The sequence below is a fragment of the Xanthocytophaga flava genome (assembly GCF_030068545.1).
Taxonomy (GTDB): Bacteria; Bacteroidota; Bacteroidia; order Cytophagales; family 172606-1; genus Xanthocytophaga; species Xanthocytophaga flava.
This window is the reverse complement of record NZ_JASJOR010000018.1, coordinates 134737-148927: the sequence shown is the minus strand read 5'-3', so window position 1 is coordinate 148927 and position 14191 is coordinate 134737. Positions and strand designations below refer to the sequence as shown.

Below are 14191 nucleotides of genomic sequence, written 5' to 3'. Positions count from 1 at the left end.
TTAGTGGTTTATAGAGAGTCGTATTTCACGGGCGTCGTTGTCAGTAATGATTCTGACTATATACAACCCCGAAGGCACGTTTAGGAAAATGGATTCTGAAAGCTGAGAGGTACGGTCCCATTTTTTCCGGAATTTTTCATTGCCCAGCAAATCGGTAATCACCAGCATAACCTGCTGTTTTTTGATCAGTTCAGCACTGACGACAAACTGTCCGTCATTCGGATTAGGACTTACACTGAATTTTTTGATGATGTTATAATCGGGAATCGTGACCGGATTTTGATTGGGGTCATAAGGAGCAATCACCAGTGTTCGGCTGATGGTATAGGCACAACCACCAAAGTAACCTGTCATCGAAACGGCATAACTGCCCTCTGAAGCAAATCGTATGGCGGGAGAAAACATAGAGGTATCAATCCAATCGGCCATTGCACCAAAATCCCAGTGTACAGAATCTGGCTTGGGTAAGCTGATATCTTCCAGATACAACGTATCCAGTGCCTGCTGACTGCTGGCTACGATAAAATCTACCATTGGCTGATCATTACGTAAGCCTACTACCGCTGTTCCACTCACACTACAACCCTGGCTGTCTTGTACTACCAGCGGATAGGTTCCTACTCCTACAGTAGAGAAAGAAGGATCTGACTGATAACTCAATCCATTGTCTACTGAATACAGATAAGGTGGTGTTCCTCCACTGGCTTTTATCACAATCAACCCTGTTGTCTGTCCATAACAAACAGGTGTAGTTTTTGTGGATAGACTCACTGATGCGACAGGCTCACTCAAAGTAGCCGATAGATTGATGCTACAACCGACTGCATCTACAATTTTTACTGAATACGTACCAGCCGAAAGACCACTTACTGTTTCACTGTTGCTACTCATGCCACTCCACTGATAGCTGTAGGGAGCAACTCCTCCTGAGACAGAAAGAGAAATCAATCCGTCCTGACCTGATTTACAACGGATATTTTCTGTATATACATTGGCTACAATCGGTGCATATAAACTACTGATGTTTTCAGTCAGACTGATACTACAGCCATTCTGATCCCGAACACTGATCTGATAACTTCCCGCTGGCAGAGAAGAGAACGTAGGGGAACTCTGATAGCTGCCTCCATTAAGACTATAACTATAGGGGCCCACCCCTCCTGTTGCCTTTACAGTAACACTGCCTGTTGCATCCCCTGCACAGATTACATTCTGCTTGCTCTCTAACTGAACATTTAGTTTGTCAAGGATTTGGGTAAATACAACCGATTTGGTAACCACACATCCTCTACCATCTTTCACAGAGAAAGTATGGGTGCCAGCAGTAATCCCTTCAATCAAAACCGCACTCTGGTATGTTCCTCCATCTATTGCATACTGATACCCATTGTAACTGGCTCCGTTTCCACCTGTAGCTGCAAAGGTGAGTGTACCGTTATTACCTCCAAAACAGGAAATATTGTATCCATTGTAATCAGATACTGTATAACTAAAATCCAGTGCAGACGCTGGAGCCGTAATAGAGAGATTGGAAGGATGAACGGTTACACAGCCACGTGCATCACGTACCCGAACCTGATAACTACCAATAGCAAGAGGTGTATTTTTATCAAATGCAGTCCAGGCTCCATTGTTCAGAGAGTATTCAAAAGTATAGGGTAATGTCCCACCTGTGGCGGTCATGTCTATAAATCCGTTATCTCCCAAACAGACAATGTCCTTCCGGCTTACAGTTGTTAATTGAAGTAAGGCAGGCTCTGCAATACTGATGAGTGAACTAACTGTTTCACAATTGTGGCTATCCACTACCCGTAACTGATAGTTACCCTTATCCAGATTATTCACAGTCAATCCTGTCAGTGAAATCCAGCTGGCATCGGCGTCTCTCTTATAATATAAGGTATAGGGGGCAGTTCCTCCACTGAGAGTAGCCGTTATCTTTCCATCTCCCATTCCATAACAGGTAATGTCTGTCTTGCTGGAAGTAATTGCCAGAGGATTAGGTTGAGTAATGACAATAGTGGATGGATACGTATAGCTGTCCGAACAAGTAGCATGGATACGAGTAACAATCAATTGATAGGACCCCGCAGACAAACCCGATATATAGGTATCAGTTGTTTGGAATATAGTTTGTCCATCAGCGATACGTTTGAGAGTATACTGGTATTTTCCATCGCCCCCTGTACCTGTGATGGTGAGAGCTCCATCAGCCCCTCCCGGACAAGCTACATTTCCAATAGTAATGGCTGGTGCAGGTATAGCAGGTGGTGCATCAATCACAAACGCTTTTTCCTCTCCACTACACCAGTCAGCAGACAAATGGTCTTTTACACGAAGTGTATAATCATTTCCGGCAACTAACCCGGTGAAGGTAGTAGCCATACCGGTAATATCATAAGCACTCTGCACCACTACACCTGATTTGCGAACTTCATAATCACATCTGCCAGAAACCGGGATGTCAAATGTTCCATTAGACACATTGATTCCTGTCTGCACTTTTCCATCGCCTGGCGAATTACATAAAGCGGCGATACTTGTCAAACCAACCGTGATGCGAGCCGGCTGTTTGATTATCACTGTTTGAGTAGCAGGTGACTGATTACAGGCATCACTCACACTCACTACATAACTGCCAACTGGCAAATTGGTAAATGTAAAAGGTGTATCTGTAGTGTTTACTGTCTGTGTTCGGATGTCTGTTCCGTTTTTAATCGTATAAACGATAGGTTCTCTTCCTCCAGAGGAAGAAACGGTTACAGATCCTGTAGAGGTGTTATAACAGGAGGCGTCCACTGATGATGCACCAGAAAAACTCAGAACAGGAGTCTCCGGAACTATAATAGTATAGGTTTGACTACAAAGGCCCAGTGTATCTCCCCCATTAGCCAGCCACAATGTATACTGCCCTCCTTTTATTCCTGTAATAGTAAAACTACTTCCAGACATAGTTCCGGAATAACTTCCCTGAAAACAGTTCCCTTCTTCCGGACTACAGGGTGTGGTATTAACCCCATCTTTAAGGATATACAGATAATTGTTTAATCCTGTTATATTCTGAACCAGAATGGTACCAGTTCCCAGAGTACCGGGACAGGAAGGATTTATAATTATATCTGTAGCAGGATCACCAACAGAAGGTGGTGGTGGTGAGAAATTGTAGGATCTGGTTGGACTGATAGAACTTGCCAACTCAGTACTCTGTGCCTTGACTCTAAACCGAATGCTAAGATTGGTTTCAAAAGTTTTCCCTGCCTGGCTAACAAGTTGTGTAGGAATAAACGAAATGATACTATCCTGACTACTTCCCGATGAAGCAGTTACTGATCTCCATACTAATGGCGTTCCAACAGCATATTCCCAGATATATCGCAATCCCTGCTTGTTTGCCAGCGTAGTACCAAAGTTTGCTTTTAGCTGAACTTCCTGTTGCCCACATGTCTGAGCGGATGTAGGAATTGTACTTCCATTCATCATTAGAACGGGAGCCTGAGGCGTAGGTATAGCATAACGAATCTTAAAAATCATCCCATATGCATTGCCTCCTCCATTATTATTAAAGAAAGAAAGCTGACTGCTCCAAACCCCGGGTCGAAGTGTACTTAAGTTAACAGACCACTTTCCATACCCACGGGAATCATCTGCACAATCACCACCACAAATACCCCCATTATCATTAAAGATACATCGGTTACTATTATCTTTGTCTTTTTCGTACCCTTCTACCTGTATATAGAGTGTTTTAGGCGTACCAGAAAAAGTGTTTGCAATTTTGTAAACACCTCCCAGAGTTGTTCCTTCTGAACCATCCGGAACAACTGTCTTATCTGAATTACTGCCTCCATTGTGCGCAAAACAATCTGTGCCCTGAAGCTTTGCATAATTACTTCCATTCAGTGAGGTAGTAACATGAAATGTATGTTCATCCCGGGCGTTTGAGTAAAACTTTATCACATTTACTTCAATAGGTAGTTGCTGAGCATGTGCAACACTAACTGTAAAAACAAATAAGAAAAGCCCAAGGGAAAATTGTACAAATTTAATCATAAACTAGGTCTTGACCACTGTTACTTTCTGATGCTATTTACCAACAAACCCCTGTTTAATTATCATATATACACTGTATTCCCTACATATGTAATAATTGGCTTTTCTATATTATATGCCCTTTTTCTGCGATTTTAATCCAGAAATACTTCTATTTAGTATGTCTCAAAACCAAATCGTATTACACTGATTCATAGAACTCTATATTTATATTCAAATTTATTACATCCCGGTTACCTTTATACAGATCCTATTTTTACCGTAATCACTAAATCCGTCTATCTTTGAAAGATATTACTGTAAGAATAAGGCATGCAAAAGCGTTACCCTATCTATCCTTGTATTTTGTTTGTTAGCTTCCTTTTGTGGTTTTCCCAAAAAGGCAGTGCACAGTCTACCTCATATGGAATCAAAGTTTTAGCCAATCCGCAAAAATCACAGGTAACCTTGCGATGGGCACCTACAGATCCTATTGTGTGGCAACTGGGGAATAAATATGGTTATACCATTGAACGCTTTACCCTATCTGTAAAAGGTAAGGTAGAAGAACAGCTGGCTGGCAAAGGTAAAATGCTGACAACTGCCCCAATTAAACCTTTGCCTAAAGAGCAATGGGAGCAACTGATTCAGAAGGAAGAAAAAGCAGAAGCAGTACACGAACTGTTGTATGGTGACCAGTTTTCCAGTGCCGACCCAACCAGCCCATCTGCCATTCTGAAAAAGAGCCGTGAAATAGAAAATAGATTTGGTATGGCACTGTTTATCTGTGATCTGTCACCTCAGGTCGCGATTGCAGCAGGCCTTATGTGGGTAGATCAGAAGGTTTTGCCTGGTACCCGGTATGTATACCACATCCGTTTAGCTCAACAACCGCCTAATCTGACAGTAGAACCTGGAGTTATTATTGTCAATCCAGAAGAAACACCCAAATTACCTGTTCCGATACAGGTGCGTACTGAGTTCAAAGACAAGTCTGTTACCCTAAGCTGGCCTGTATTTCTGCATCAGGGTATTTATACAGCTTACTTTATTGAAAAATCTACAGATGGCAAGACCTTCAAATCTGTTACCGACCTGCCATATGTTTCTACCAGTGAATCTGCCAATCCGGAAGAAGCATTTTTCGTTGATTCTCTGGCAGATAACCAGCAAACATTCTACTATCGCATCAAAGGGATTACCCCTTTTGGCGAAACAGGGCCCACATCTGAAGTAGTAAGTGGCAAAGGTAAAGAAGATCTGACAGGAATGGCAATTATTGAAAACGCAAAAGTCACCCAAAACCAATCTGTTACCATCACCTGGTCTTTTCCTGCAGAAAAACAAAACCAGATTCAGGGCTTTTTTCTGAGTCGCTCCGGTAAACCTGAAGGAGGTTATGTGGATGTCAATAAAAAAATCCTTCTTCCCAATCAAACTAGCTACACAGACAAACCAACCTCCAATAACAACTATTATCGGTTGCGCGTAATCGGCAAAGACGGCAAAGAATTAACCCAATCCTTTCCGTTTCTGGTACAGCTGGAAGATACGATCCCTCCACAGATTCCAACCGGACTCACAGGAACTATTGATTCGTTGGGTGTGGTAAAGCTTTCCTGGAATGCCAGCAAAGATTCAGACTTGCAAGGCTACCGTTTATTCAGAGCCAATAGTCTGCATGAAGATTTTATTGAACGCACACAGTATATCTTAAAAAAGCCAATATTTACAGATACGATCAATCTGCAAACACTGACACAAAATATTTATTATCATATTGTAGCAGTTGACAAAAACTTTAATCCGTCACTGGCATCCAAGCCATTGCAATTAAAAAGGCCAGATATAGTACCACCAGCACCACCTGTTTTTACACAGGCATCGCTTAAAAGTGATAGTGTATGGCTCCAATGGCAACCCAGTATCAGTGACGATGTAGTCACACATGAACTTTTCTGTCAGCTAAAAACAGATACAGTAATCAATCAAAAACATACTACCTACTGGAAAAGTCAGAAACGTCTGGTAGTACCAGGTCATGTATTCTATGCAGACAAAGGACTGCTTCTCGGGCAAACATACCGCTATGTGATCCAGGCTTCGGATAGTGCAGGCAATACGGCAATGGCTATTTCTCCGGAAATCTGGTATGAGACAGGCGTCCGTCCAGCGCCAGCCAATATAAAAGGAGTAGCAGATCGAACGAAAAAGAGAATTCAGCTGGCCTGGAAATATCCGGCAACGAACTATGCTATTACCAAATGCATTATTTATCGTTCCACAGAAGGCGCACCCTTCCAGATCTATCAGACACTACAGGGGAATCCGGAGCTTTTTGAGGATACCCTTTTGACAGTCAACACCCAATACCAATATAAGATCAAACTTTTCTTCCAGAAAGGAATCCAGTCACAACTCAGTGATCCGGTAAAAGTTGTCTACTAAAATCAAAAGCCCTTGCAGAAAGATAACTGCAAGGGCTTTTGATTTCTCCCGCCGCTGGCGTTAATCACCAATGACCTGTTTCCCACTATATAGATAAAGACGGAAAACTCATTCTATTAACTCTTATACAAATCCATCTGTAAACGGCTCTCTTCCAGATCCAATTCATGCTCTATTTTGCGTAGAACCTCTTCGCTTGCACCTCCCTGCCGATGCAGCATTTTAATCACATCCCTTTCAATAGTTAACAACTCCAACTCAATGCCTGTAAACCGGTTGAAGATCTCCTCTACCGGATTGCCATGTTTCTCCAAAAAACCTTCCGGAAGTTCGGTATGTTGCAGACGATTGTATTTAATCTCATACTTGTTTTTGATCTTGGTAAGCAAGTCGTCTTCTGTCAGAGATAAATTTTCCTCGATATGAGTGATAGATGCAGCAATCATTTTCATACGCACCTGGTATTCCTCTTCCACAATAGAGTGTTTGGGCATTTTCAATCGACGAATTACCCAGGGCAATGTAAGTCCCTGTACCAGTAAGGTAAAAATAATTACACTAAACGTCAGGAAGATAATCAGATTTCTGTTAGGAAATGCCTCCCCGCTATCAGTCAGTAAGGGGATTGACAGGGCAGCAGCCATAGAAACCACCCCACGCATACCCGCCCATCCGAAGATTACCAGATTTCGTCTGTCAAATGTTTCAGTTGTCCGAATACGCTTACTTAATATTCTGGGCAATGTAGCTGCGGGTACTACCCAGATAAAACGAACAATGACTACCACTAAACTCACTATGAGTCCATATATAATCAATTGTATCAGAGAACCATCCTCTATGCCACTAATAACATATTTCAACTGAAGACCCAACAAAATAAATATCAGGCCATTCAGAATAAAGACAACTACATCCCAAACAGCATATGTCTGAATCCGGGATTGAGTAGAAAATATCTCGCCAGACTGAAATGACAAATACAAACCTGTAGTTACAACAGCTAATACTCCTGATACATGAAAATGTTCGGCAATCAGATAGGATGCAAATGGGGTCAGAAAGGTAAGTGTGGTCTCTATGATAGAGTCACATACAAAACGATGATGCACCTGAAACATAATATACCCAATCAGCAAGCCAATCCCTATGCCTGCCACAATTACCCAGACAAATTGTATCCCGGCATCTACCACCCCAAATGTTCCGGAGATGATAGCTGCCAGTGCATATTTATAAGCAATCAAGCCACTGGCATCATTGACAAGACTCTCTCCTTCCAATATGGCAATGATACGAGGATTTAACCCTAACCCTTTGGTAACTGACGTAGCTGCCAATGCATCCGGAGGTGACACAATAGCACCCAGTAAAAAGGCGTGTGCCCAGCTAAGGTCTGGTATTACATAGTGTGCCACCACTCCAACTAATCCAGTAGTAAAAAATACAAGTCCAATAGCAGCCAGTGAGATAGAACGTATATTAGCTTTGAAGTCATGCCAACTGGTATTCCAGGCAGCGCCATATAGCAAAGGAGGCAAAAATATCAGAAAGACAATTTCCGGTTTTAAGGTAACCAATGGTAACCCTGGGATAAAACTGATTGTAAGCCCTGCCAATACCAATACAATAGGAAAGGGAAAATTGTACCGATAACTCAATAAAGCCAGAATGGTCACCCCAAATAAAAGAAGTACAATAATCTCAAGATTCTCCATAGATGAATAGAAATAGACAAAATGATTTCGACCCTATCCTGTTCTGGAATGGGTGATAGAATGCAAATCTGAAAAGTGATTGAAGTACAAGTATACAGAAATATATCTGATTCCCGAATTATCAGGCTTTGCGGATAAACAAATTCGGGAAGAAATGTGGCTTTTCCATAAAGCCAAACACCAGTCCTTCCTCATAGAAAATGATAGAAAGACTGGTGTTTCAGACTAAAAATAAAGATATCTTATTTTACCAGTTTAATCTCAGCTACATAAGATGAAATCAATGCCACTTCTTCAGCAGTAAGCTCAACAGAGCCAGCTTTTGCATTCTGAACAGCCTGTTCAGCATTACGTGCTCCTGCCAGTGCAATGGTGATACCTGGCTGTTGTAGTGTCCAGCGTAATACCAGCTGACTCAAAGTTATACCTTTATCTTCTGCCATAGGTCGCATTTTATCCAAAGCGTCATTGGTACGTTTGATATTCTCATCGGTAAAGAAATACAAGCCTGCTCTGTGATCTCCTGCTTCAAAGGTATACCCCGGTTTCATTTTTCCAGTCAATAGTCCTCTTTCTAGTGGACTATATGCCAGAATAGATTTGGAATGTTCCAGACAATAAGGAATCAGTTCTTTCTCAATATCCCGTTTTACCATACTGTACGGAACCTGATTGGAAACAAGTGTGATGTATTTTTCTGCTTCCTGCATCTGGGCTGCATTGTAGTTACACACTCCTGCGTATCGTACTTTCCCGTCCTTAATCAACTGAGCCACTGTTTCCATTGTCTCCTGGATCGGTGTAGTAGAATCAGGCCAGTGAATCTGGTACAGGTCTATATAATCTGTCCCCAGACGACGCAGGCTATCTTCACATTCTTTGATAATACTTTCACGGCCTGCATATTTATAGATATCAATAGGTTGTCCCTGATTATTCTTGCTGGAAAAACCAAAATCACCTTTTGCCAAATCCCAGCGCATGCCGTATTTGGTCACAATCTGCACTTTATCTCTGGGAATATCTTTAATAGCCTCACCTACGATCTCCTCACTGGTTCCCTGTCCGTAAATAGGAGCGGTATCAATAGAGGTTACTCCCTGATGATAGGATTCCACAATTGCTTTTACGGCATCTTTCCGTTCGGTCCCTCCCCACATCCAGCCACCCGCAGCCCAAGCGCCAAATGTAATAACTGATAATTCCAGATCTGAATTTCCTAACTTTCTATATTCCATGATTGATATGAATTAATGGTAATGATAGGGTTTGTCAAAAAAAGCAATGCCAGACCTCTTTATATGCCTGAGATCTGGCATTGATAGTAATAAGAGAGCTTAAAATCAAATACTTATTTTTTAGCTGCACGCTGGCTTTTTACCAGAGCAGCAGGAACGGCATCAGCGTTATTGGTAAAATCACTCCGGATGTAGGTCAGTACATCAGCGATTTCCTGGTCTGTCAGAAACTCAAAAGATGGCATAGGGTTGGCATAATAATCACCCTCTACTTCCACTCCACTTAATCCATTTAAAAGAATGGAAACAAGTTTTTCCTTTGGCCCAAGCACAAAAGATGTTTTAATCAGAGGTGGATTCAGATGAGGCACCCCACTCCCGTCCACCTGATGACAGGTCAGACATTGTTGTTCGTAGATTCGTTTTCCTGCTGCCACAGGAGATTCAGTTGCCGCAGGTGTTTTTTGCTGTGCCATCATACACACAGATGACAATCCCACAATACCAGCGAGTATACTCTTTCTCACACTCTTCATTATTTGCCCTTGTAAGTGATTTTATAAATTGTTCCTTTTGCATCATCAGATACATACAATGCACCATCCGGTCCCTGAGCCAGTCCACAAGGACGATGCTGAGCCTGTCCTGGTGATTGCAAGTCTTCTGTTCCGGCAAAGTTGTCGGCAAAGATTTCCCATTCTCCACTTGGCTTTCCATTTTTAAATGGAACAAAAGCCACAAAATATCCTTTCTGTTTTTCAGGAGCTCTATTCCAGGAGCCATGGAAGGCAATAAATGCTCCATTTTCGTATTTAGCTGGGAACATAGAACCTGTATAGAAGAGCAATCCGTTAGGTGCCATATGACCAGGAAATGCCACTACCGGGTCCAGCGCTTTTTCGCCACCTGTTTTTTTACCATCCCCCCCATATTCAGGTGCCAGAATCTTTTTCTTCTGAAACTGATCATAATATACATACGGCCATCCACAGTCATCTCCTTTTTTTACCGCATACATTGTTTCCGCAGGTAGTTCGGCACTTTTCTTTGCATCGTACATATCCGGATACAACTGAAATAATTGATCCCGTCCATGTTGCATCACAAAAAGCTCGTTACTGGCAGTATTCCAGTCCAATCCTACTACATTGCGCAGTCCGGTGGCATAACGTACTCCATTGCCATACGTCTGGTTTAATACAGAAGCCTTAAATTGCCAGATTCCACCAGCCGAATCCAGAATAGGACAAGGAGTCATCCCTTTAGACCCTTTTGTGCGGTCTTTCTCCTGACAGGCATTGGAATAGGCCCCAATGTTTACATACAGATTGCCATTGTTATCCAATACAATCGATTTGGATTCATGCTGATGACGATTGATCAATCCTGTTACTATTTTTTCCGGTTTATCGGGGTTGGTAACCTCACCATTGGCATTCAGCGTATACCGGAATACTTCTTCATTAGAAGAGGCATAGAGATAATTACCTTTGATTGTAATTCCAGTTCCTACAAAATCACCAAAAAACTTTTGCTGGTCTACTTTGCCGTCTCCATTGGTATCCTCTAACATGGCTATGCCTTTCCCATCTTTCAGCTTGGCAAGCTTTACATAAATTTTCCCTTTGGGTGTAACCACCAGATGGCGGGCAGTCCCCAGGTTTTCAGCAACAACTGTGGCGTCAAAGCCTGTAGGAATCTTCAATCCGGTTTCTTTCTGCATCACCAGTTGCTCGCTCCCAGGTGTTCCATCATTTTTTCCGTTATCACGGAAACCTGAAAAAACCGATACGGCCACTACCAATGCACAGGCACGGAACATTGTTTTTTTCATAAATCTGTTGATAAAATGTATGTAAGGGTATAAACTAAAAAATGAAACAGAATAAGACCCTATTTCCGCTATCAAAGCAAAAATGTGTATCTTAGTCTCTGTTTCTCTTGAAACCTTAAAGTAAAAACATCTGTTCCTCTCAAGCAACAACTCATACCATTAAGTATAACTCATAAAAAAATTAGTCATGGCAATACGAAAAACTACTTCAACCAACTTTATGAATCAGGCTTTTCTGGAAAATAAGTGTGCACTCAATGAGCTGATTCATTTATTAAGTAAAAGATGGCTTACAGAAGTTCTTTTTAGTATAGAAGAAGGTAACAACCGTTTTTCAAGCTTAAAAGAAGATCTGCAACATATCAGTGATCATATTCTCGCCGACCGACTCAGACTGCTGGAAGACTATGCACTCATTACACGAAAAAGTGTACAGGAAACCCCTCCCAAAGTGGAATATGCACTTACCGAACGAGGATATGAATTAAGCAACTTGCTGGATGGATTATGTGGATTTGCCGAAACTATGTCGTTTGCTTCTATTTCTCAGGACACATGAGTAAATAGTATTTTTTATGTTAACAAACTCACTGAGATTTATTTTCTCATGATCTTCAATAAAATTGGTCATACACATAGGTAATTCTCTTGTCTTAGCCTTCGGTTTTCGTCTAAAAAAATAACAACCTTTGATAAATGAATAAGAAACTGTTCCATTTCTTATTTGAAGAATACCTGAAAAGAAAAGTCAGGAGCCCGCATCTCTATTTCATTCTTACTTGAGTCAAGTTGTGCTTCGCCAGCATACACAAACATTTTTTGTTCATAGTCGTCAATAGCAGCTTCTATAGTGGTAAATTTTCCATTCGTCAGATTATCAGACAGAACTAATGTGTCCATCAACCCAGTATTTACACCCTGACCAGCAAAGGGTGGCATTAAATGAGCAGCATCCCCAATAAGTGTTATGGGTAAAGGCCGGTTGCTTTTCCATGGTTTATCTAATGATAATTTTCTTGTTGGCAAACCTACAAAAAGTGATGTAGAATGGACTACTTGTCTATACCGTTTATCCCATTGAGAGAGCCTGTTGGAGAGGAATGTTATAATACTGTTTGTGTCCTGAAAGTTTAATCCATTATCACGATCCCATTCTTCCGGTTTCCGAAAAATCACACCGTAGGTTAACACCCCATTATTATAAGGATTAGCCACTAATAAATTGCCCTGACTGGCAGTCATCAGTCTGTGACCCTTACACAACGCGTAAAATTCCGGACATCGTATTTCAGGCTGAGGTACATCCCCCTGTATAATAAAAGTTCCTGTTTCTTCAACCTCAGTATCTGTCACATAACTTCTTACTTTGGACATTCCACCGTTTGCCCCAATTACCAGATCAGCCATTGCATCTGTTTTATTTTTAAAATGCAATATCCATTTTCCATCCCGTGGCTCCAGTCCAGTACATTTTCTATCCCAAACAACGGTCTCCTTGGCTAAGCTGTCAAGTAGCATGCTTCTTAAAGCATTTCTGCTTATTTCAGGATTGTCATATTGGTTTTTCGGTGTAATGCTTCTGGTAGATAACATCTTGCCGTGTTCATCGGCAATAATTATTCCCATAGGTGCCGCCAGTTCATAGTATTTCTCCAGCAATCCTGCTTTTTTCATGGCTTTCTGACCAGATTCTTTGTGCAGATCAAGAGTCCCACCCCATATTCTGGCCATAGGGTCTGTATCTCTTTCATACACAGTTACCTCTACTCCTCTTTGCTGTAATAATCTGGCAATAGTCAGGCCAACTGGACCTGCACCAATGATGGCTATTTTTTTATTCTCTAGTAACATGATTTTGTATTGTTTAATGACAACACAAAATTGCATGATAGCAAAGGAACAAAATACCTATATTTGACAGAAAAATAGTCGTAAAGGACATTTATGGAAGAAGACACACCACAAAATGTACCAACCATTCTGGTCAGGTTTGCTCATTTACTGGGAACGGAAATAAAAAACAGAAGAATACAGATCCCTGAAAATTTTGGTACAGGTTATTGCGCTGGATTTGTTTTTAATGAGAATATCCAGATGATCATCAGCAATTATGAACTGCATGAGGACGTATTAATTAAAAACCCGGATGTCAATGTTGCCAGGAAAACACTATTTTTTAAGTTTCAGAACATCTTCCCTAAATCAGAAATTGTATCAGCAGAAAAATACTCATTGGAAACACCTTCTGTTTTGATTGCAACCAGTCGTTTACATACAGATGATGTGATTTCAATTCACACAAATACTGCCACTATCAATATAGAAATAGAAGCAAGCTATCTGGATGGTCTTTTTGACCTGTCGGATAGATCACCTATTCTACAAAGCCTGTTACAGAATAGCCAACCCTTACTGTTTGAACAACTACTTTATCCTTCCCTACAGAAAATTGTGGAGGAGATTTTGTCAGAATCAATTAGCAAAACTTTTGAGCTTTTTTTTCTGAAAATAAAAGCAGAAGAACTCATCTGTAGATTATTAATGGAACTGGAAAAACGGAACGAAAAGCAGTTGTATGCTTTGAACAGTCGTGATGTACAAATCATTTACAAAGTAAAAGAACAAATCCTTGAGCGACTGGAAACCCCACCTATTATCCATGAACTGGCTCTTTTTGCCAATATGAGTCCAACCAAACTCAAACGTTTATTCAAACAAATCTTCGGTAATAGTATTTTTAGTTATTACCAGGAATTCAGGATGAAAGAAGCGGCTCGTTTACTAAAAGAGAAAAAGTTAGCAGTTTCAGATGTCGGTTATCAACTAGGTTTCACCAATTTAAGCCATTTTTCAAGAGTATTCAAAGAACATATCGGAATGAAACCAAAACAATATAGCAATTCTTAAAATACTCTTTATAAGAT

The 14191-nt window shown here is 41.1% G+C and carries 9 protein-coding genes; 3 read left to right on the top strand and 6 right to left on the bottom strand.

Annotated features, from left to right (window positions below):
* Positions 1-4050 carry a T9SS type A sorting domain-containing protein gene (locus QNI15_RS24205; RefSeq protein ID WP_314034082.1) on the bottom strand — a complete coding sequence of 1350 codons (4050 nt, stop codon included), beginning with the start codon at positions 4048-4050 and terminating at the stop codon, positions 1-3.
* Positions 4051-4362: 312 nt separating this feature from the next.
* On the opposite strand from QNI15_RS24205, the gene QNI15_RS24200 reads away from it, so the two are divergent.
* Positions 4363-6477, top strand: a complete 2115-nt coding sequence (locus tag QNI15_RS24200) for a fibronectin type III domain-containing protein (protein WP_314034081.1) — start codon at positions 4363-4365, stop codon at positions 6475-6477.
* A gap of 116 nt (positions 6478-6593) precedes the next feature.
* On the opposite strand, the gene QNI15_RS24195 is transcribed toward QNI15_RS24200, so the two are convergent.
* From QNI15_RS24195 to QNI15_RS24180, 4 genes are all read right to left on the bottom strand, one after another.
* Positions 6594-8195 (bottom strand): Na+/H+ antiporter, encoded by a 1602-nt coding sequence (locus tag QNI15_RS24195; RefSeq protein WP_314034080.1) that lies wholly within the window; start codon positions 8193-8195, stop codon positions 6594-6596.
* A gap of 242 nt (positions 8196-8437) precedes the next feature.
* A complete protein-coding gene (locus QNI15_RS24190) occupies positions 8438-9433 on the bottom strand; it encodes an aldo/keto reductase (protein ID WP_314034079.1) in 996 nt (331 codons plus the stop codon).
* 113 nt (positions 9434-9546) lie between these two features.
* The gene (locus QNI15_RS24185; protein ID WP_390902212.1) at positions 9547-9969 is read right to left on the bottom strand and encodes a c-type cytochrome; all 423 of its coding nucleotides are present in this window, start codon (positions 9967-9969) and stop codon (positions 9547-9549) included.
* Positions 9969-11267: a PQQ-dependent sugar dehydrogenase gene (locus tag QNI15_RS24180; RefSeq protein WP_314034075.1), complete on the bottom strand. Its 1299-nt coding sequence runs from the start codon at positions 11265-11267 to the stop codon at positions 9969-9971. Before QNI15_RS24180 ends, QNI15_RS24185 begins: the two co-directional genes overlap by 1 nt.
* Positions 11268-11454: 187 nt before the next feature.
* Here QNI15_RS24180 and QNI15_RS24175 point away from each other — a divergent pair, with 187 nt between their 5' ends.
* Positions 11455-11826: a winged helix-turn-helix transcriptional regulator gene (locus QNI15_RS24175; protein WP_313984692.1), complete on the top strand. Its 372-nt coding sequence runs from the start codon at positions 11455-11457 to the stop codon at positions 11824-11826.
* Positions 11827-11987: 161 nt separating this feature from the next.
* Here QNI15_RS24175 and QNI15_RS24170 read toward each other — a convergent pair whose 3' ends face one another.
* Positions 11988-13118, bottom strand: coding sequence for an FAD-dependent oxidoreductase (locus tag QNI15_RS24170; RefSeq protein ID WP_314034073.1), 1131 nt, complete (start codon positions 13116-13118; stop codon positions 11988-11990).
* 93 nt (positions 13119-13211) lie between these two features.
* On the opposite strand from QNI15_RS24170, the gene QNI15_RS24165 reads away from it, so the two are divergent.
* A complete protein-coding gene (locus QNI15_RS24165; RefSeq protein WP_314034071.1) occupies positions 13212-14174 on the top strand; it encodes a helix-turn-helix transcriptional regulator in 963 nt (320 codons plus the stop codon).
* Positions 14175-14191: the final 17 nt, after the last annotated feature.